Source organism: Streptomyces venezuelae ATCC 10712 (assembly GCF_008639165.1).
Taxonomy (GTDB): Bacteria; Actinomycetota; Actinomycetes; order Streptomycetales; family Streptomycetaceae; genus Streptomyces; species Streptomyces venezuelae.
Genome location: NZ_CP029197.1, coordinates 1,084,579 through 1,105,242, shown reverse-complemented (window position 1 = coordinate 1,105,242; position 20,664 = coordinate 1,084,579). Strand labels below are relative to the sequence as shown.

At 68.3% G+C, this 20,664-nt stretch carries 15 protein-coding genes, 2 rRNA genes and 1 riboswitch; of the genes, 14 read left to right on the top strand and 3 right to left on the bottom strand.

The window, feature by feature from the left end:
- Positions 1–82 precede the first annotated feature (82 nt).
- From DEJ43_RS04765 to DEJ43_RS04710, 12 genes are all read left to right on the top strand, one after another.
- Positions 83–3,206, top strand: a 23S ribosomal RNA gene (locus DEJ43_RS04765).
- 74 nt (positions 3,207–3,280) lie between these two features.
- Positions 3,281–3,397: ribosomal RNA gene (gene rrf / locus DEJ43_RS04760) — 5S ribosomal RNA — on the top strand.
- Between the two features lie 146 nt (positions 3,398–3,543).
- The gene (gene clsA / locus DEJ43_RS04755) at positions 3,544–4,152 is read left to right on the top strand and encodes a cardiolipin synthase ClsA (protein WP_015032179.1); all 609 of its coding nucleotides are present in this window, start codon (positions 3,544–3,546) and stop codon (positions 4,150–4,152) included.
- Positions 4,153–4,268: 116 nt separating this feature from the next.
- Positions 4,269–6,764 (top strand): mannose-1-phosphate guanyltransferase, encoded by a 2,496-nt coding sequence (locus DEJ43_RS04750; RefSeq protein ID WP_015032178.1) that lies wholly within the window; start codon positions 4,269–4,271, stop codon positions 6,762–6,764.
- Positions 6,765–6,863: 99 nt separating this feature from the next.
- On the top strand, positions 6,864–7,793 hold the full coding sequence (locus DEJ43_RS04745) for a DUF881 domain-containing protein (protein WP_041662113.1): 930 nt from the start codon (positions 6,864–6,866) through the stop codon (positions 7,791–7,793).
- Complete coding sequence (locus DEJ43_RS04740; RefSeq protein ID WP_015032176.1) at positions 7,790–8,122, top strand: small basic family protein; 333 nt, start codon at positions 7,790–7,792, stop codon at positions 8,120–8,122. The genes DEJ43_RS04745 and DEJ43_RS04740 overlap by 4 nt, the downstream gene beginning before the upstream one ends.
- The gene (locus tag DEJ43_RS04735; protein WP_015032175.1) at positions 8,119–9,051 is read left to right on the top strand and encodes a DUF881 domain-containing protein; all 933 of its coding nucleotides are present in this window, start codon (positions 8,119–8,121) and stop codon (positions 9,049–9,051) included. The genes DEJ43_RS04740 and DEJ43_RS04735 overlap by 4 nt, the downstream gene beginning before the upstream one ends.
- An 81-nt stretch (positions 9,052–9,132) precedes the next feature.
- Entirely contained in the window at positions 9,133–10,074 is a 942-nt protein-coding gene (locus DEJ43_RS04730) for an FHA domain-containing protein (RefSeq protein WP_071891152.1), read from the top strand.
- Between the two features lie 30 nt (positions 10,075–10,104).
- A complete protein-coding gene (gene ftsR, locus DEJ43_RS04725) occupies positions 10,105–10,848 on the top strand; it encodes a transcriptional regulator FtsR (RefSeq protein WP_015032173.1) in 744 nt (247 codons plus the stop codon).
- Between the two features lie 88 nt (positions 10,849–10,936).
- Positions 10,937–11,410 carry a bifunctional nuclease family protein gene (locus DEJ43_RS04720; protein WP_015032172.1) on the top strand — a complete coding sequence of 158 codons (474 nt, stop codon included), beginning with the start codon at positions 10,937–10,939 and terminating at the stop codon, positions 11,408–11,410.
- A 192-nt stretch (positions 11,411–11,602) separates the two neighbouring features.
- A complete protein-coding gene (bldO, locus tag DEJ43_RS04715; protein WP_015032171.1) occupies positions 11,603–12,238 on the top strand; it encodes a whiB transcriptional repressor BldO in 636 nt (211 codons plus the stop codon).
- A gap of 127 nt (positions 12,239–12,365) precedes the next feature.
- On the top strand, positions 12,366–13,718 hold the full coding sequence (locus tag DEJ43_RS04710) for a DNA polymerase IV (protein WP_015032170.1): 1,353 nt from the start codon (positions 12,366–12,368) through the stop codon (positions 13,716–13,718).
- A 76-nt stretch (positions 13,719–13,794) separates the two neighbouring features.
- Here the strand turns inward: DEJ43_RS04710 and DEJ43_RS04705 are convergent, their stop codons facing one another.
- Complete coding sequence (locus tag DEJ43_RS04705; RefSeq protein WP_015032169.1) at positions 13,795–14,160, bottom strand: PRC-barrel domain-containing protein; 366 nt, start codon at positions 14,158–14,160, stop codon at positions 13,795–13,797.
- Between the two features lie 113 nt (positions 14,161–14,273).
- A riboswitch (glycine riboswitch) is annotated at positions 14,274–14,373 on the top strand.
- A 180-nt stretch (positions 14,374–14,553) separates the two neighbouring features.
- Between DEJ43_RS04705 and gcvP the strand changes: the two genes are divergently transcribed.
- Positions 14,554–17,439, top strand: a complete 2,886-nt coding sequence (gcvP, locus tag DEJ43_RS04700) for an aminomethyl-transferring glycine dehydrogenase (protein ID WP_015032168.1) — start codon at positions 14,554–14,556, stop codon at positions 17,437–17,439.
- Positions 17,440–17,528: 89 nt separating this feature from the next.
- On the opposite strand, the gene DEJ43_RS04695 is transcribed toward gcvP, so the two are convergent.
- The gene (locus DEJ43_RS04695) at positions 17,529–17,735 is read right to left on the bottom strand and encodes a DUF5999 family protein (protein ID WP_041662108.1); all 207 of its coding nucleotides are present in this window, start codon (positions 17,733–17,735) and stop codon (positions 17,529–17,531) included.
- A 332-nt stretch (positions 17,736–18,067) separates the two neighbouring features.
- On the bottom strand, positions 18,068–18,658 hold the full coding sequence (locus DEJ43_RS04690; protein WP_015032166.1) for a hypothetical protein: 591 nt from the start codon (positions 18,656–18,658) through the stop codon (positions 18,068–18,070).
- Between the two features lie 478 nt (positions 18,659–19,136).
- On the opposite strand from DEJ43_RS04690, the gene DEJ43_RS04685 reads away from it, so the two are divergent.
- Positions 19,137–20,636: a glutamate-cysteine ligase family protein gene (locus DEJ43_RS04685; RefSeq protein WP_015032165.1), complete on the top strand. Its 1,500-nt coding sequence runs from the start codon at positions 19,137–19,139 to the stop codon at positions 20,634–20,636.
- The last annotated feature ends 28 nt before the right edge of the window (positions 20,637–20,664 follow it).

The window sequence follows — 20,664 nt, the reverse complement described above, 5'->3', positions numbered from 1 at the left end:
CAGTGCACTCATCTGCTTGTCGGATGGGGTGATGGGTGGCTGGTCGTTGCTTGAGAACTACACAGTGGACGCGAGCATCTGTGGCCAAGTTTTTAAGGGCGCACGGTGGATGCCTTGGCACCAGGAACCGATGAAGGACGTGGGAGGCCACGATAGTCCCCGGGGAGCCGTCAACCAGGCTTTGATCCGGGGGTTTCCGAATGGGGAAACCCGGCAGTCGTCATGGGCTGTCACCCATGCCTGAACACATAGGGCATGTGGAGGGAACGAGGGGAAGTGAAACATCTCAGTACCCTCAGGAAGAGAAAACAACCGTGATTCCGGGAGTAGTGGCGAGCGAAACCGGATGAGGCCAAACCGTATGCGTGTGATACCCGGCAGGGGTTGCGCATGCGGGGTTGTGGGATCTCTCTTTCACAGTCTGCCGGCTGTGAGACGAGTCAGAAACCGTTGATGTAGGCGAAGGACATGCGAAAGGTCCGGCGTAGAGGGTAAGACCCCCGTAGCTGAAACATTGACGGCTCGTTTGAGAGACACCCAAGTAGCACGGGGCCCGAGAAATCCCGTGTGAATCTGGCGGGACCACCCGCTAAGCCTAAATATTCCCTGGTGACCGATAGCGGATAGTACCGTGAGGGAATGGTGAAAAGTACCGCGGGAGCGGAGTGAAATAGTACCTGAAACCGTGTGCCTACAAGCCGTGGGAGCGTCGCTCATTGGGTTTACCCAATGGGTCGTGACTGCGTGCCTTTTGAAGAATGAGCCTGCGAGTTTGCGGTGCGTTGCGAGGTTAACCCGTGTGGGGAAGCCGTAGCGAAAGCGAGTCCGAATAGGGCGATTCAGTAGCGCGCTCAAGACCCGAAGCGGAGTGATCTAGCCATGGGCAGGTTGAAGCGGAGGTAAGACTTCGTGGAGGACCGAACCCACCAGGGTTGAAAACCTGGGGGATGACCTGTGGTTAGGGGTGAAAGGCCAATCAAACTCCGTGATAGCTGGTTCTCCCCGAAATGCATTTAGGTGCAGCGTCGTGTGTTTCTTGCCGGAGGTAGAGCACTGGATAGGCGATGGGCCCTACCGGGTTACTGACCTTAGCCAAACTCCGAATGCCGGTAAGTGAGAGCACGGCAGTGAGACTGTGGGGGATAAGCTCCATGGTCGAGAGGGAAACAGCCCAGAGCATCGACTAAGGCCCCTAAGCGTACGCTAAGTGGGAAAGGATGTGGAGTCGCAGAGACAACCAGGAGGTTGGCTTAGAAGCAGCCACCCTTGAAAGAGTGCGTAATAGCTCACTGGTCAAGTGATTCCGCGCCGACAATGTAGCGGGGCTCAAGCGTACCGCCGAAGTCGTGTCATTGCAGCAATAAGCCCCAACGGGTGCTGTGATGGGTAGGGGAGCGTCGTGTGCCGGGTGAAGCAGCCGCGGAAGCGAGTTGTGGACGGTTCACGAGTGAGAATGCAGGCATGAGTAGCGATACACACGTGAGAAACGTGTGCGCCGATTGACTAAGGGTTCCTGGGTCAAGCTGATCTGCCCAGGGTAAGTCGGGACCTAAGGCGAGGCCGACAGGCGTAGTCGATGGACAACCGGTTGATATTCCGGTACCCGCTTTGAAACGCCCAATATCGAGCCCATTAATGCTAAGGCCGTGAAGCCGTTCCGGACCCTTCGGGGAATGGAAAGTGGTGGAGCCGCTGACCCAAGGTGGTAGTAGGTAAGCGATGGGGTGACGCAGGAAGGTAGTCCAGCCCGGGCGGTGGTTGTCCCGGGGTAAGGGTGTAGGGCGTTGTCCAGGTAAATCCGGACAGCACATAGCCTGAGACCTGATGCCGAGCCGATTGTGGTGAAGTGGATGATCCTATGCTGTCGAGAAAAGCCTCTAGCGAGTTTCATGGCGGCCCGTACCCTAAACCGACTCAGGTGGTCAGGTAGAGAATACCGAGGCGTTCGGGTGAACTATGGTTAAGGAACTCGGCAAAATGCCCCCGTAACTTCGGGAGAAGGGGGGCCACGCCTGGTGATGGAGTTTTCCTCCTGAGCTGGGGGTGGCCGCAGAGACCAGCGAGAAGCGACTGTTTACTAAAAACACAGGTCCGTGCGAAGCCGTAAGGCGATGTATACGGACTGACGCCTGCCCGGTGCTGGAACGTTAAGGGGACCGGTTAGCTCTGTTTCGACAGGGCGAAGCTGAGAACTTAAGCGCCAGTAAACGGCGGTGGTAACTATAACCATCCTAAGGTAGCGAAATTCCTTGTCGGGTAAGTTCCGACCTGCACGAATGGCGTAACGACTTCTCGACTGTCTCAACCATAGGCCCGGTGAAATTGCACTACGAGTAAAGATGCTCGTTTCGCGCAGCAGGACGGAAAGACCCCGGGACCTTTACTACAGTTTGATATTGGTGTTCGGTTCGGCTTGTGTAGGATAGGTGGGAGACTTTGAAGCCGTGACGCCAGTCATGGTGGAGTCGCCGTTGAAATACCACTCTGGTCGTGCTGGATGTCTAACCTCGGTCCGTGATCCGGATCAGGGACAGTGTCTGATGGGTAGTTTAACTGGGGCGGTTGCCTCCCAAAGGGTAACGGAGGCGCCCAAAGGTTCCCTCAGCCTGGTTGGCAATCAGGTGTTGAGTGTAAGTGCACAAGGGAGCTTGACTGTGAGACCGACGGGTCGAGCAGGGACGAAAGTCGGGACTAGTGATCCGGCGGTGGCTTGTGGAAGCGCCGTCGCTCAACGGATAAAAGGTACCCCGGGGATAACAGGCTGATCTTCCCCAAGAGTCCATATCGACGGGATGGTTTGGCACCTCGATGTCGGCTCGTCGCATCCTGGGGCTGGAGTCGGTCCCAAGGGTTGGGCTGTTCGCCCATTAAAGCGGTACGCGAGCTGGGTTTAGAACGTCGTGAGACAGTTCGGTCCCTATCCGCTGTGCGCGTAGGAATATTGAGAAGGGCTGTCCCTAGTACGAGAGGACCGGGACGGACGAACCTCTGGTGTGCCAGTTGTCCTGCCAAGGGCATGGCTGGTTGGCTACGTTCGGGAGGGATAACCGCTGAAAGCATCTAAGCGGGAAGCCTGCTTCGAGATGAGTATTCCCACCTCCTTGAGAGGGTAAGGCTCCCAGTAGACGACTGGGTTGATAGGCCGGATGTGGAAGCCCAGTAATGGGTGGAGCTGACCGGTACTAATAGGCCGAGGGCTTGTCCTCAGTTGCTCGCGTCCACTGTGTTAGTTCTGAAGTAACGAACTCCCATTTTCCGGTTGAGTTCAACTTCATAGAGTTTCGGTGGTCATAGCGTTAGGGAAACGCCCGGTTACATTCCGAACCCGGAAGCTAAGCCTTTCAGCGCCGATGGTACTGCAGGGGGGACCCTGTGGGAGAGTAGGACGCCGCCGAACAATCATTGTGGGAAAGCCCCGCACCTCATGGTGCGGGGCTTTTCTGCGTTCAGGAGCACCTCGCCGGGCCCCTGTGTACGGCGGTGTTGTGGCTGAGGGTAAGGTCAGGGGGCATCGTCCGTACGTTCCCAGCAGGAGGCCCCCGGGTGGAGGTCCAGGAGACTCGCGTTCAGACCGACCGGGTCCTCACCATCCCCAACATTCTCAGCATGGCGCGCCTCGCGGGCGTGCCGCTGTTTCTGTGGTTGATTCTCCGCCCCGAGTTCGGTGGGCCCAACAGTGACGGCTGGGCTCTTCTCGTTCTGATGCTCAGCGGCGTCAGCGACTATCTCGACGGCAAACTGGCCCGGCGCTGGAACCAGATCAGCAACCTCGGCCGGCTGCTCGATCCCGCCGCCGACAGGTTGTACATCCTGTCCACCCTCGTGGGACTCACCTGGCGCGAGATCCTCCCGCTGTGGCTCACCGCGGCTCTTCTGGCGCGCGAAGCCATGCTGCTCGTGATGGTGGCAATCCTCCGCCGGCACGGCTACCCGCCGCCCCAGGTGAACTTCCTCGGCAAAGCTGCGACTTTCAACCTGATGTACGCGTTCCCGTTGCTGCTTCTCAGTGACGGAACGGGCTGGCTTTCGTCACTCGCTGAAGTTTTCGGGTGGGCCTTCGCCGGATGGGGTACAACTCTGTATTGGTGGGCAGGGATCCTCTACGTGGTCCAGGTCCGTCGACTCGTGAAGGCGGATACCGCGGCCGATTGAGCCCGTCCGTCCAGTGCCGAGCAGCGTCGCCGGCAACGACGAGGACGTCCGAGGGCCAGTGCACGGACAGGTGAAGTCGGCAGGACCGTCGTCTCTTCAAGGAGGACGCTTCCGACATGAAGGCCGTCGTGATGGCCGGCGGCGAAGGAACCCGCCTTCGCCCTATGACCTCGAGCATGCCCAAGCCTCTACTGCCGGTGGTGAACCGGCCGATCATGGAGCACGTCCTACGACTGCTCAAGAGGCACGGTCTCAACGAGACCGTCGTCACCGTGCAGTTTCTCGCCTCACTCGTCAGGAATTACTTCGGCGACGGCGAGGAACTCGGGATGGAGCTCACGTATGCCAACGAGGAGAAGCCACTCGGTACAGCGGGAAGTGTGAAGAACGCCGAGGAGGCGTTGAAGGACGACGCCTTTCTCGTCATCTCAGGGGACGCTCTCACCGATTTCGATCTCACCGATCTGATCGCCTTCCACAAGGAGAAGGGCGCCCTCGTCACGGTCTGCCTCACCCGGGTGCCGAATCCACTGGAATTCGGGATCACGATCGTCGACGAAGAGGGCAAGGTCGAGCGATTCCTTGAGAAACCCACCTGGGGTCAGGTCTTCTCCGACACCGTGAACACGGGCATCTACGTGATGGAGCCCGAGGTCTTCGACTACGTCCAGGCGGACGTTCCCGTGGACTGGTCGGGTGACGTCTTTCCCCAGTTGATGAAGGAAGGCAAGCCGATCTACGGCTATGTCGCCGAGGGCTACTGGGAGGACGTCGGCACCCATGAGAGCTATGTGAAGGCCCAGGCGGACGTCCTCGAAGGCAAGGTCCAGGTCGACATCGACGGCTTCGAGATCTCACCGGGGGTGTGGGTCGCCGAGGGCGCCGAGGTGCATCACGACGCCGTGCTGAGAGGGCCGCTGTACATCGGCGACTACGCCAAGGTCGAGGCCGACGCGGAGATCCGTGAGCACACCGTCGTCGGCTCGAACGTGGTCGTGAAGAGCGGGGCCTTCCTGCACAAGGCCGTCGTCCACGACAACGTGTACATCGGCCAGCAGAGCAATCTGCGCGGCTGTGTGATCGGCAAGAACACCGACATCATGCGGGCGGCCCGGATCGAGGACGGCGCGGTCATCGGGGACGAGTGCCTGGTCGGTGAGGAATCGATCGTGCAGGGCAACGTCCGGGTCTATCCGTTCAAGACGATCGAGGCCGGCGCCTTCGTCAACACCTCGGTCATCTGGGAGTCCCGTGGCCAGGCCCATCTCTTCGGGGCCCGAGGGGTCTCCGGCATCCTCAACGTGGAGATCACGCCCGAGCTGGCCGTGCGGCTGGCGGGGGCGTACGCCACGACCCTCAAGAAGGGTTCGACCGTCACCACGGCCCGTGACCACTCCCGGGGTGCGAGGGCGCTGAAACGGGCGGTGATCTCGGCGCTGCAGGCCAGCGCCATCGACGTACGGGACCTGGAGAACGTACCGCTGCCGGTGGCGCGGCAGCAGACCGCGCGGGGAAGCGCCGGCGGGATCATGGTGCGGACCTCGCCCGGGGTGCCCGACTCCGTGGACATCATGTTCTTCGATGAACGCGGAGCGGACCTGTCGCAGGGCGGGCAGCGCAAGCTGGACCGGGTGTTCGCGCGGCAGGAGTACCGGCGGGCGTTCCCCGGGGAGATCGGTGACCTCTCCTTCCCGGCGAGCGTCTTCGACTCGTACACCGGATCGCTGCTGCGGAACGTCGACACCACGGGGATCGCCGAAGCGGGCCTGAAGGTCGTCGTGGACGCGTCCAACGGCAGTGCCGGGCTCGTCCTGCCCAGCCTCCTCGGCCGGCTCCAGGTCGACTCGCTGACGATCAACCCGGGGCTCGACGAGTCGCGGCCCACCGAGTCGGCCGAGAGCCGGCGGGCCGGGCTCGTACGGCTCGGGGAGATCGTGGCCTCGGCGAGAGCGGCGTTCGGCGTGCGGTTCGACCCGGTCGGCGAGCGGCTCTCGCTCGTGGACGAGCGGGGGCGGATCATCGAGGACGACCGGGCGCTCCTGGTGATGCTGGACCTGGTGGCGGCCGAGCGGCGCTCGGGGCGGGTCGCGCTGCCGGTGACGACCACCCGGATCGCCGAGCAGGTCGCCGCGTACCACGGCACTCAGGTGGAGTGGACGACGACCTCGCCCGACGACCTCACACGGGTCGGGCGCGAGGAGTCGACGATCTTCGGCGGCGACGGGCGCGGTGGGTTCATCGTCCCCGAGTTCAGCAGCGTCTTCGACGGCGCGGCGGCCTTCGTGCGGCTGATCGGCCTCGTCGCGCGGACGCAGCTCACGCTGAGCCAGATCGACGCGCGGATTCCGCGGGCGCACGTCCTCAAGAGGGACATCGCGACGCCGTGGGCCGTCAAGGGTCTGGTCATGCGCCGGGTGGTGGAGGCGGCGGGCAGCCGGTCCGTGGACACCACCGACGGGGTGCGGGTGGTCGAGGCGGACGGGCGGTGGGTGATGGTGCTGCCGGACCCCGCCGAAGCCGTCACCCATCTGTGGGCCGAGGGTCCCGACGACGCCTCCGCGCAGGCCCTGCTCGACGAGTGGGCCGAAGTGGTCGCCAGCGCAGGCAGCTGACCGGACGGCCGTCGTGCGGGGAGGCGCTGCCAGGGCGCCTCCCCGCAGGACGGTGGGGCCATTCGGCGGTAGGCCGTGCGACGTGCGACGATGTGCGGCATGTCGCAGCAGCCCCCCGTTCGGAGCACCGGATCACCGCCGCCGCGCCCGGACGCGTCCATGTCGCTGCTGAACAACGTGATAGACCACGCGCTCGACGACGGATACGCCGAGGCGACCGCCCGTCGCGCCGAGGAGGGCGGCGGGCTGCCCCGCAGTCTGCGGGCCAAGCTGGGCGTCGCCGCGGGCCTGGTGCTCGCGGCCGCCGTGGTGACCGTGGGGGCGGCCGAGGCGCGGATCTCCGCGCCGGTCGTCGCCAAGGAGCGGCAGGAGCTGATCGACCGGATCGAGTCGGAGACGTCGACGGCCGACCAGCTGGAGCGGGACGTCGAGCGGATCAGGACCGAGGTCGGCGAGCGCCAGCGGGCGGCCCTCCAGGAGCACGGCGGCGGTCAGGCCGAGCTGGTGGGGCTGCTCTCGGGCGCGACGCCGGTGCACGGCCCCGGCGTGAAGCTCGTCGTCAACGACGCCAAAGGCACCGACTCCGGGGGAGGCGGGCCGCGGGAGAGCAGCGGCTTCTCCGACACGGGCCGGGTGCGCGACCGGGACATGCAGCGGGTCATCAACGGGCTCTGGGAGTCGGGGGCCGAGGCCGTCGCCATCAACGGGCAGCGGCTGACGTCGCTCTCCGCGATCCGGGCCGCGGGTGACGCCATACTGGTCGACAACAAGCCGCTGGTGCCGCCGTACACCATCCTCGCGATCGGGGACGGGCAGCGGCTGAGCACCGCGTTCCAGGACAGTGCCGACGGGCAGTATCTGCACGCGTTGGTCGAGAACTTCGGGATCAGGAGCGGGATCACGGTCGAGGGCGACGTACGCCTGCCGGCCGCGCCCAGCCTGACCGTACGTACCGCAGAGCCGAGGGGGGCCGGGGCGGCGACGCCGTCCGGGCGGGCCACGGCCGACACAGGGAAGGGCACATCGTGATCGCCGTACTGGGCCTGATCGTCGGAGTCGTGGTCGGGCTGTTGGTCCGTCCCGAGGTCCCGGCGGTGGTCGAGCCCTATCTTCCGATCGCCGTGGTCGCCGCCCTCGACGCGGTCTTCGGCGGCCTGCGGGCCATGCTCGACGGCATCTTCGTGGACAAGGTCTTCGTGGTCTCGTTCCTGTCGAACGTGGTCGTGGCCGCGCTGATCGTCTTCCTCGGGGACAAGCTGGGCGTCGGCGCGCAGCTGTCGACCGGTGTGGTCGTCGTGCTCGGCATCCGGATCTTCTCCAACGCGGCCGCCATCCGGCGCCATGTCTTCCGGGCGTGAGGCCGATGAACGAGAACCCTCAGGAGCCGAAGAACCCACAGGACCCTCAGGGCCCTCGGGAGCCGCAGGACCCGCAGGTGCCCGGCGCCGGCGGGAATGCCGGGGACGCCGAGAGCGAGCGGGAGCCCGAGGCCGCCGAGTCCGTCTACGCCGGGACCGCGGACCACGACGTGCGGGTGCCCGTGACGCCGGCCCCGCCCGCCGCCGAGCAGAGCGGGCGGCGGAGGCTGGCCTCCGCCCTGTGGCCGCCGAGGGTGACGCGGGCCCAACTCGTCGTCGCGCTGCTGCTGTTCGTGCTCGGTCTCGGTCTGGCCATCCAGGTCTCGTCGACCAGTGAGAACAGCGCGCTGCGCGGGGCGCGCCAGGAGGACCTGGTGCGGATCCTCGACGAGCTCGACGACCGTACGCAGCGGCTCGAGGACGAGAAGTCCCGGCTGGAGAAGCAGCGCTCCGAGCTGGAGACCAGCTCGGACCAGGCCGAGGAGGCGCGCAAGCAGACCCAGGAGAAGGAGCAGCAGCTCGGGATCCTGGCGGGTACGGTCGCGGCCGAGGGGCCGGGCATCACGCTGACCGTCGGCGACCCCGGCGGGGCCGTGGAGTCCGACATGCTGCTCGACGCCATCCAGGAGCTGCGCGCGGCCGGCGCCGAGGCGATCCAGGTCAACGGTGTGCGGGTCGTCGCGGACAGTTATTTCACCGGTAGTGGTGACGACATGCGGATCGATGGAACGAAGGTGACCGCTCCGTACGTCTTCAAGGTCATCGGCAAGCCGGAGGATCTCGAGCCCGCGCTCAACATTCCCGGCGGTGTCGTGCAGACCCTGGAGAAGGAGCAGGCCACGGCCACGGTGGAGCGGTCGGCGAAGATCGTCGTCGACGCCTTGCGACCCGCGAAGCGGCCTGACTACGCTCAGTCGTCCTCGCAGTGAGAGGGGGACGAGGGGGGTCCCGCGACAAGGGCATGACGTTGCGGGGGGTCGGCGCACCACAACGGTGGTGCGTGGTGGAAACTGTCCGGAGGATACGGACGTTGTGAAGGTGTCCGGGTCGGCAGGTCTGGTGGATCTCGGTTCGTCCTGCCCCACGGGCGGGTCTGTTTCGGTCAAGGGGAATCGCCCGTGAGTTTTTTTGCGAAGTTGTTCGGCAAGAGCGGACGCGAGGACGGCGGTAACGCCAAGCACCGCGCGTCTCGCCACGCCCAGAGCGAGGAGCAGGGCGGCGAGCGCCCGCTCTTCCGCGATGAGGTCGGGGGCCAGGGCGGTGACGTTCCGGGCGCGTACGGCGCGTCGTCTGTTGACCCCGCTGGTGCTGCCCGCATAGGTTTCGGAGAACCATCAACCTCAAGTACGGGTGGAGGGTTTGCCCCCGACCCGTACGCGACACAGACCTCGGCGGGGCAGCCGCGGCAGGAGGATGCGTCCATGCCGGTGTGTACGAGGTGCGGTCACCGCAACGCGGCCGACAGCCGTTTCTGCTCGCACTGCGGCACGCCGCTGCGGGGTGGGGTCGCGCCCGAGCGGGCTTCCGAGACGACGTCGACGATCTCCATCTCGGGCCTCGAGGCGTACGACGCCGAGGTCACCGGGCAGACCCAGCTGCCGTCGCTCTCGCCCGAGGCGCTGGCGGCCGTGGAGGCCCTGCCGTCCGGTTCCGCGCTCCTCGTGGTGCGCCGTGGGCCGAACTCCGGCAGCCGGTTCCTGCTCGACGGTGAGCTGACGACGGCCGGCCGTCACCCGCAGAGCGACATCTTCCTGGACGACTTCACGGTCTCCCGGCGGCATGTCGAGTTCCGGCGGGGTCAGGACGGCAGCTTCACGGTCTCCGACGTCGGCAGCCTCAACGGCACCTATGTCAACCGTGAGCCGATCGACTCGGTCGTGCTGTCCAACGGCGACGAGGTGCAGATCGGCAAGTACCGGCTGGTGTTCTACTCGAGCCAGCGGGGCGTGTGACGCCTCGGAGAAGCCCTTCAGGGAAGGTCCATGCTGCGAACACCGACGGGCGGTGCCGGATCCGGCACCGCCACTGCGGGCGACCGGCTGGTCAGCATCGGCACGGTGCTGAACCAGCTGCGCGACGAATTTCCCGAAGTGACGATCTCCAAGATCCGGTTCCTGGAGGCCGAGGGGCTCGTGGAGCCCCGTCGTACGGCCTCCGGGTACCGGAAGTTCAGCCCGCAGGACGTGGAGCGGCTCGCTCAGATCCTGCGGATGCAGCGGGACCACTACCTTCCGCTGAAGGTCATCCGCGAGCACCTCGACGCCCTCGCCAGGGGGGAGCAGGTCAAGCTGCCCGCTCCCGGGCGGCGGCGTGACCTGTTCGAGGGGGCCTGGGAGCAGGACGCCGAGCCGCCGACCGCGGCGCGGATCGGGCGGGCGGAGCTGCTGGCGGCGGCCGAGGTCACCGAGACCGAGCTCACCGAGTGGGAGTCGTACGGCCTGATCTCGGAGACGGAGGGCGGCGGCTACGACCCGGAGGCGGTCACGGTCGCCAGGCTCGTCTCCGATCTGGGTCGGTTCGGTCTGGAACCGCGGCATCTGCGGGCCGTCAAGGCGGCCGCGGACCGGGACGCGGGACTGATCGAGCAGGTCGTCGCGCCGCTGCGCCGGCACCGTAATCCGCAGACCAGAGCGCATGCGGAGGCCACCGCGCAGGAGCTCGCCGCGCAGTCGGTGCGGCTGCATGCCGCGCTCGTGCAGATGGCGCTGGGCATCCGGCTCCAGTGAGCCCGTGGGCCTGCTCGGGGGCCGTCTCGGCAGGGCCTTGTCAGGGCCCGACTATCCAAACCGGTCGGGCACGTCCTAGGGTTGCTGTGTGAACGAGCTCGACGTTGTGGGTGTCCGGGTGGAAATGCCCTCCAACCAGCCGATCGTGCTCCTGCGTGAAGTGGGAGGCGATCGGTACCTCCCCATCTGGATCGGACCGGGTGAGGCGACCGCGATCGCCTTCGCCCAGCAGGGGATGGCGCCGCCGCGGCCGCTGACGCACGACCTGTTCAAGGACGTGCTGGAGGCCGTGGGACAGGAGCTCACCGAAGTCCGCATCACGGATCTGCGTGACGGGGTCTTCTACGCCGAGCTGGTCTTCGCCAGCGGCGTCGAGGTGAGTGCGCGGCCGTCGGACGCGATAGCCCTGGCCCTGCGGACCGGTACCCCGATCTACGGCAGCGACGGCGTGCTGGACGACGCCGGTATCGCGATTCCGGATGAGCAGGAGGACGAGGTGGAGAAGTTCCGCGAGTTCCTCGATCAGATCTCACCGGAGGATTTCGGGACCAACAGTCAGTGACGCCGAGCGGTGTGGGCACAGGCCGTTCGTGGGGTGCCGTGAGGGCATTCGACTAGCCGTTCCCCGGCGAGAGACACGGGAAACCACTCTCAGGGTGATTATCACTCGGCGTGCCGAGTGTGGCGATCGTTGACGCACCCCGAGTGACTGCCTACCTTCGTGTGGGCAGGTCAAGGACGGAGGGTCGGCGTGATGAGCAGCGCGGACGGTACGGCAGGGAGCTCGCTCGGGCGCGTGTCCGGGGAGAGCGGTCCGTATCCGCTTCACGGCAGTGGGGGCGACTTCGGTACGGACGCCGGCACGGGGCCGGGGAGCGGTCCTGGCGCGGCGGGCGAGGTGGTCGGCTATCGCGGACCGACGGCCTGCGCGGCGGCCGGCATCACCTATCGCCAGTTGGACTACTGGGCGCGTACGGGGCTGGTGGAGCCGAGTGTGCGGCCCGCGTACGGGTCGGGCACCCAGCGGCTCTACAGCTTCCGCGACGTCGTTGTCCTGAAGATCGTCAAGCGTTTCCTCGACACCGGGGTCGCCCTGCAGAACATCCGGGCGGCGGTGCAGCACCTGCGCGCGCGGGGCTTCCGTGACCTGGAGCGGATGACGCTCATGAGCGACGGGGCCACGGTCTACGAGTGTTCCTCGCCGGACGAGGTCGTCGACCTGCTCCAGGGTGGTCAGGGTGTCTTCGGCATCGCCGTCGGCGTGGTCTGGCGGGACGTCGAGGCGGCGCTCGCGCAGCTGCACGGGGAGCGGGTCGACACGGGCGAGACGCTCGTGGGGCACAACCCGGGGGACGAGCTGGCGAGGCGCCGGCGGGACAGGGCCGTCTGAGAGCCGCCTGAGGGGCCTGAGGGCCCGTCCCCGGCGCGCGTGGGACCCAGGGGGTCCCAAGGGGTCCGGCGGGCCGTTCGGGGCGGCTGCGGGCCCGTTGTCAGTGGTGTGAGGCAGCATCGGACGTGTGAGATCCGCGCCCACCATCCTGCATCTCGACATGGATGCGTTCTTCGCCGCCGCCGAGCAGGCGTCGAAGCCCAGCCTGCGCGGAAAGCCCGTGATCGTCGGCGGGCTCGGGCCCCGCGGCGTGGTCGCCACCGCCTCGTACGAGGCGCGCCGGTTCGGGGTGCACTCGGCCATGCCCATGGGCCAGGCGCGGCGACTCGCGCCGAACGCGGCCTACCTCGTTCCCCGGTTCGCCTTCTACCGGTCGATCAGCGAGCAGGTGATGGAGCTGCTCGGCCGGCTCTCCCCGCTCGTGGAGCCGCTCAGTCTCGACGAGGCCTTCGTCGACCTGGAGGCCGGGGGCGTCGCCGACGACAGCGGGAGCGCGCGGGCCGCCGGCGAGCGGCTGCGGGTGGACATCCTGGCGACCACCGGGCTCACCGGGTCGGTGGGGCTCGCCGGGTCCAAGATGATCGCGAAGATCGCCTCCGAGGAGGCCAAGCCCGACGGGCTCGTGCTGATCGAGCCCGGGACCGAGCGGGAGCTCCTCGGGCCGCGCTCGGTGCGGATCCTGCCCGGGGTGGGGCCGGCGACGGGGGAGCACCTGAGGCGGGCCGGGATGACCACTGTCACCGACCTCGCGGAAGCGGGCGAGGACGAGCTCGTACGGCTCCTCGGACGGGCGCACGGGGCCTCGCTGTACAGGATGGCCCAGGGGTACGACGATCGGCCCGTGGTGGCCGAGCGGGACGCGAAGTCGGTGTCGGTCGAGGACACCTTCGACGTGGACCTGCACGACCGGGTGCGGATCAGGACCGAGGTGGAGCGGCTCGCGGAGCGGTGTGTGGGGCGGCTGCGGGGTTCGGGCCACTCGGGGCGGACGATCGTCCTGAAGGTGCGGCGGTACGACTTCTCCACGCTGACGCGGTCCGAGACGCTGCGGGGGCCGACGGACGACCCGGTGGTGGTGCGGGAGGCGGCGGGGCGGCTCCTGGAGGCGGTGGACACGACCGGGGGCGTGCGGTTGCTGGGGGTGGGGGTGAGCGGGCTCGCGGACTACACGCAGGAGGACCTGTTCGCGCAGGCCGCCGAGGCGGAGTCGGCGCCTGCCGTGGGGGAGGCCCTCGCGCCCGCCGAGGCCTCCGCGCCCGAGCCCGAGGCGCCCGGGCCGCTGGAGCGGCACTGGGCGCCCGGGCACGACGTGCGGCACGCGGTGTACGGGGCGGGGTGGGTCCAGGGCAGCGGGGTCGGGCGCGTCACGGTGCGGTTCGAGGAGCCGGGGTCGGAGCCGGGGCGGGTGCGGACCTTCGCGGTGGACGATCCGGAGCTCGAACCGGGGGAGCCGTTGCCGTTGGTGGGGGGCGGGGAGTAGGGCGCCCCGGGGTGCGCCCGGCCTCGCGCCCGGCCTCGCGGCCGGGCGGTGGCGTCGTCGGGGCTCGGCGCGGGGCCTACTGGCCTGCCAGGTGGCCGAAGTCGGTGTCCGGGGACTCCGAGGGGGCCGGGGGGAGGGCGAGGCTGTAGTGGCGATAGAGCTGGAGCTCCTGTTCCGGGGAGAGGTGGCGGCCGACCCCGAAGTCGGGGGCGTCCTTGATGAGTGCCCGCTCGTACGGGATGTGCAGGCCGTTCTCGGCGAGTTCGCTCGGCTCCAGGGGGACGAAGGCGTCCCGGCTGAAGAGGCCCGTGCGCACGGCCGCCCACTCGGGGACCCCGGTCGCGTCGTCCAGGTACACCTCGTCCACGGTTCCGATCTTGTGCCCGTTCCGGTCGTACGCCTTGCGGCCGATCAGGCTGCGCGGATCGATATCGGTCTGCACGGTCCCTCCAACTGGTCGCAACTGCTCTACACCCCTACGAAAGTGCACATCTGGGATGTCGGCCACTTGAGCGATGGGAGCCGCAACCGCGCTGGTAGGCTGGCTGTGGCTGTCGACCCCGTGCGGGAGAGTCCCCCGGAGAAACCTTCCGGTGGGCGCCGAAGGAGCAAATCCTCCCCGGAATCTCTCAGGCCCCTGTACCGCGCGGACGAGGTCACTCTGGAAAGCAGAGCGGTGTCCGACGACGGCATGCGCTCTCACCGACGGTGAAAGCCGGCCTGCCGAGAGGCGTGCCGGTGAAACTCTCAGGTTGAGATGACAGAGGGGGAGGCCGTCCGGGCACCCGCGCCGTGGTGCCCCTCGCAGGTCGTGACGACCAGGAGGCCTCCGTACATGACCGCCAACCGCATTCCGCTCTCCGAACTCGAACAGGGCATCCCGTTCGAGCAGCGGCACATCGGGCCCGACGCCGAGGCGCGCGCCAAGATGCTCGCCCAGGTCGGTTACGGCTCCCTCGACGAGCTCACGGCCGCCGCGGTGCCGGACGTCATCAAGAACACCGAGGCGCTGGGGCTGCCGGCCGCGCGCACGGAGGCCGAGGTCCTGGCCGAGCTGCGCACGCTCGCCGACCGCAACCAGGTCCTCGCGCCCATGATCGGCCTCGGCTACTACGGCACGTTCACTCCGCCGGTGATCCTGCGGAACGTGATGGAGAACCCGGCCTGGTACACGGCGTACACCCCGTACCAGCCGGAGATCTCGCAGGGCCGTCTCGAGGCGCTGCTGAACTTCCAGACCGTCGTCGCCGACCTGACCGGGCTGCCCACCTCCGGCGCCTCCCTGCTCGACGAGGGCACCGCCGCCGCCGAGGCCATGGCGCTCTCCCGGCGCGTCGGCAAGGTCAAGAACGGTGTCTTCCTCATCGACGCCGACGCCCTGCCGCAGACGATCGCCGTCATCGAGACCCGCGCCGAGCCGACCGGCGTCGAGGTCGTCGTCGCCGACCTGAGCGAGGGCATCCCGGCCGAGATCGCCGAGCGCGGTGTCTTCGGCGTGCTCCTCCAGTACCCCGGTGCCTCCGGTGCCGTGCGCGACATCAAGCCGCTCATCGACGCCGCCCACGAGCTCGGCGCGATCGTCACCGTCGCCGCCGACCTGCTCGCGCTCACCCTGCTCACCTCGCCGGGTGCGCTCGGGGCCGACATCGCCGTCGGTACGACGCAGCGCTTCGGCGTCCCCATGGGCTTCGGCGGCCCGCACGCCGGCTACATGGCCGTCCAGGACAAGCACGCCCGCTCCCTGCCCGGCCGTCTCGTGGGTGTCTCCGTCGACGCCGACGGGAACCGCGCCTACCGCCTGGCCCTGCAGACCCGCGAGCAGCACATCCGCCGCGAGAAGGCCACCAGCAACATCTGTACCGCTCAGGTGCTGCTCGCCGTCATGGCCGGCATGTACGCCGTCTACCACGGCCCCGAGGGCCTCCAGGGCATCGCCCGCCGCACCCACCGGTACGCCGCGATCCTCGCCGCGGGTCTGACCGCCGGGGGCGTGGAGCTCACCCAGGGCGCCTTCTTCGACACCCTCACCGCCCGGGTGCCCGGCAAGGCCGACGAGGTCGTCGCCGCCGCCCGCGAGGCCGGGGTGAACCTCTACCGCGTCGACGCCGACCACGTGTCGATGTCCTGCGACGAGACCACCGGGCGCGCCCAGCTCGCCGCCGTGTGGGCCGCCTTCGGCGTGACCGCCGACGTCGAGGCCCTGGACGCCACCACCGAGGACACGCTGCCCGCCGGGCTGCTGCGCTCCGACGCGTACATGACCCACCCGGTCTTCCACGCGCACCGCTCCGAGACCTCGATGCTGCGCTACCTGCGCAAGCTCGCCGACCGCGACTACGCGCTCGACCGCGGCATGATCCCGCTCGGCTCCTGCACGATGAAGCTGAACGCGACGACCGAGATGGAGGCGGTGACCTGGCCCGAGTTCGGTCAGATGCACCCCTTCGCACCGGTCGAGCAGGCGCAGGGCTACGTCACGCTCATCACCGAGCTCGAGGAGCGCCTCGCCGAGGTCACCGGCTACGACAAGGTGTCGATCCAGCCGAACGCCGGTTCCCAGGGCGAGCTGGCCGGTCTGCTGGCCGTCCGCGCCTACCACCGCGCGAACGGTGACGAGCAGCGCACCGTCTGCCTCATCCCGTCCTCCGCGCACGGCACCAACGCCGCCTCCGCGGTGATGGCAGGCATGAAGGTCGTCGTCGTCAAGACCGCCGACGACGGCGAGGTCGACGTCGAGGACCTGCGCGCCAAGATCGCGCAGTACCGCGACGAGCTGTCGGTGCTGATGATCACCTACCCGTCGACGCACGGCGTCTTCGAGGAGCACGTCGCCGACATCTGCGCCGAGGTGCACGAGGCCGGCGGCCAGGTGTACGTCGACGGTGCGAACCTCAACGCGCTGGTCGGTCTGGCCAAGCCGGGCCACTTCGGCGGCGACGTCTCGCACCTGAACCTGCACAAGACCTTCTGCATCCCGCACGGTGGCGGCGGTCCTGGCGTCGGCCCGGTCGGCGTCCGCGCCCACCTCGCCCCGTACCTGCCGAACCACCCGCTCCAGCCCACCGCGGGCCCGGAGACCGGCGTCGGCCCGATCTCGGCCGCCCCGTGGGGCTCCGCGGGCATCCTGCCGATCTCCTGGTCGTACGTGCGGCTGATGGGCGGCGAGGGCCTCAAGCGCGCCACCCAGGTCGCCGTGCTCGCGGCGAACTACATCGCCAAGCGCCTGGAGCCGCACTTCCCGGTGCTCTACACCGGCCCGGCCGGTCTGGTCGCCCACGAGTGCATCGTGGACCTGCGCCCGCTGTCCAAGGCGACCGGCGTCACCGTCGACGACATCGCCAAGCGCCTGATCGACTACGGCTTCCACGCGCCGACGATGTCGTTCCCGGTGGCAGGCACGCTGATGATCGAGCCGACCGAGTCCGAGGACCTCACCGAGCTGGACCGTTTCTGCGACACCATGATCGCGATCCGGGGCGAGATCGAGAAGGTCGCCTCGGGCCAGTGGCCCGCCGACGACAACCCGCTGCACAACGCCCCGCACACCGCGGCCGCGCTGGGCGGCGAGTGGAACCACGCCTACACCCGCGACCAGGCGGTCTTCCCGGCCGGTGTCTCGGCCGCCGACAAGTACTGGCCGCCGGTGCGCCGCATCGACGGTGCCTTCGGCGACCGGAACCTGGTCTGCTCCTGCCCGCCGCTGGACGAGTACGACAACTGAGCATGACGTGAGGGCCGGTCCGGAGTGCGTCTCCGGGCCGGCCCTCGGCGTTCTCCGCCCGTGCCCCGTACGGTGCCGAACCGGCGCCCTCAGGCGGCGGTCGTCACCTGCCCGGCCGTCAGCGGCCGGTGCGGGGCGATGATCTGCCCGTCGGGCAGCAGTTCACCGGTGTCCTCGAAGAGCAGGACGCCGTTGCACAGCAGGCTCCAGCCCTGCTCCGGGTGGTGTGCCGTCAGTCGGGCCGCCTCCCGGTCGGCGGAGTCGGCGGTCGGACAGGCAGGCTGGTGCTGGCACATGGGTGGGTTCTTTCGCTGCGTCGTGGTGGATGTCCTGCGGCTCTTCGCGCTCATCGCCGCCCCCGTCGGTCGGTTGGGTTCCGGTCCCAGTCTTGCCCCATGGACGGCCTTCCGCAGGGATTTCGCGGCAGCTCGTCCTTTCCTGGGAAGACGCATCACCCGCAGGGGCGGTTCAGGTCAACTGCACCGTCTCTTCGGGTGGTTCGGGGTGGTCCCAGTGGGCTAGTCCGTCCGGGCGGGGTGTTCGGGCGCGGCGTTCGGGCGCGGTCGTCGGACTGCAGTGCGCCCCGTGACCCGGGTGGGTCACGGGGCGACGACGCGGGTGAGGTGGATCAGGCGGGCGCCGGCGAGCCCAGCAGGGGCGGCGGCGCGAGACGCGTACTGAGCACGGGCAGGAGGTCGGCGACCTGGTACGGCCGGTGGGCGGCGATCCCCGGCGGGGCGGGGGCCAATGGCACCATCAGATCGGCCGCGGCCGGGGCGGTGGTGGCGCCGTCCGCCTCGGGGTCGGCGTGCAGCCAGAGCGTGAGCATGTAGAGCTCCGGTACGGAGAGCAGCCGCGGTTGGTACGGGCCGGGCAGCGCCTCGGCCTGGAGCAGCGCCCGCTCGGTGGCGGTGACGTACGGGCCCTCGAAGAAGTGCGAGAAGGACCAGCCGTCGGGGGTGAGCATGGTGTCCGCGGCCGCGATGGCCCGGTCTCCGTTCCTGATCAGGAAACGCCAGCCGGTGAGCCGGGTGCGGGGCGCCTGTCCCGGGGTTCCGGTCACGCCGAGGACGTGCACGGGCAGGGGGAGTTCGGGGCTCAGCGGTCCCTGCGCGGCCCGCAGTGCGGGCGTTGGTGCCTCGCGGACGGCCGTCGGCGAACCGAGGGCCGCGAGGACACTGCGAAGGGCCGGCGCGGGGGCCGGGGAAAGTCGGAGCATGGTGGGTCGCCTCTCGCTCAGGAGACACGGTGATGCGTGGGCAGGTACGACGGCGCTGTGGGCGGCGGGGCCGGAGGAGGGCCATGAGGCCATGGCCGGGCGCCAACACTCTGCCTCGTCCGCGGAGTTTATACGACACGTGTTCACGGAGTGTTTCCGCTAGACGTCGCAGATATTCCTGACAAGGCGTCATCAGGCCTTAAGCAGGGGTGGTAGAAGCGGAATCCCGGCTGCCCGCCGCGCTCACCTGCGTATTCCTCGCCGAGGTGGACGGCTGAATTCAAACCCCGGGTCCGGGGACAATAGGACATTGGTATATGTCGATTGTTCCGTGCCCTTGGTATGTGACGGCGGGGCACTGCATCCAGCCTATCCTCCGACAGCCTTCCTCCGCAGGCGGTTGTGGATCAGCGGGGTGGGCATCATCGTCCGTACGCGCGGCCGCCGTGGCCGCCGCCCACTCGGGAGGGGCGCTTCGATGGGGGAGAAGGTCGCGGCCGACGGGTTCGGCCCGTCCGACCGGCAGCAGTACCGGAGAAAGCTCCAGCAGTGCCTCGCGGGGCTCGCGAGGCTCCTGGCGGAGAAGAGGTTCGACCGCCCCCGCAATCTCATGGGCGTGGAGATCGAACTCAATCTCGCGGGCGCCGACGGTCTGCCCCGCATGCTGAACGGGCCGGTACTCGAAAAGATCGCAAGCCCCGATTTCCAGACGGAACTCGGATTGTTCAACCTCGAAGTGAACATCGCGCCCCACCAGCTCGGCGGGCGCGTATTCGACCGGCTCGCCGAGGAGATCGGAACCGCCGTCGGATATGCCGACCGCAAGGCCGCGGAACTCGACGCCGGGGTCGTCATGATCGGCATCCTGCCCACGCTCACCCAGGACGACCTGGTCCCCCGGAACCTGTCGGCGGCCGACCGCTACACGCTCCTCAACGACCAGATCCTCGCCGCCCGCGGCGAAGACTTCACCCTCGACATCCACGGCGTCGAACGGCTCCTGTGCACCTCGGAGTCGATCGTGCCCGAGGCGGCCTGCACCTCGGTCCAGCTCCACCTCCAGGTGACACCCGCCCGGTTCGCCGCCGTGTGGAACGCGGCGCAGGCCGTGTCCGGCATCCAGATCGCGCTCGGCGCCAACGCGCCCTTCGTCTTCGGCCGCGAGCTGTGGCGGGAGTCCCGGCCGCCGCTCTTCCAGCAGGCCACCGACACCCGGCCGCCCGAGCTGCAGTCCCAGGGCGTCCGGCCGCGCACCTGGTTCGGCGAGCGGTGGGTGGACTCGGCGTACGACCTCTTCGAGGAGAACCTCCGCTACTTCCCCGCCCTGCTGCCCATCTGCGACGACGAGGACCCGCTCCTCGTCCTCGACGAGGGCGGGGTGCCGCGCCTGCAGGAACTCGTCCTGCACAACGGCACGGTCTACCGCTGGAACCGTCCCGTGTACGGCTGGGTGGACGGCGTCCCGCACCTGCGCGTCGAGAACCGGGTGCTGCCGGCCGGGCCGACCGTCACCGACGTGATCGCCAACGCGGCCTTCTACTACGGGCTCGTCCGCTCGCTCGCCGACGACCCGCGACCGGTCTGGAAGCGGATGTCCTTCGAGGACGCCGAGGCCAACTTCGACACCGCCTGCCGCCACGGAATCGAGGCCGAGCTGCGCTGGCCCCGGGCCGGCCGGGCGGGCGGGGTCGCGACCCTCCCCGCCGTACGGCTCGTCCTCGACGAACTGCTGCCGCTGGCCGCGGCCGGGCTCGACGCCTGGCACATCGAGCCGGCCGACCGGGACTTCTACCTCGGAGTGATCGAACAGCGCTGTCTGAAGCGGGTGAACGGGGCCTCCTGGCAGGCCGACACCTTCCACCGGGCCCTGGCGTCGGGCCTGGACCGCGAGGCGGCGCTCGCGGCGACGACCCGCCGCTACCGAACCCTCATGCACGCCGGGGAGCCGGTGCACACCTGGCCGGTCGGGATCGACTGAGCACACCGCCCGGGGCGCGGGCGGCCCG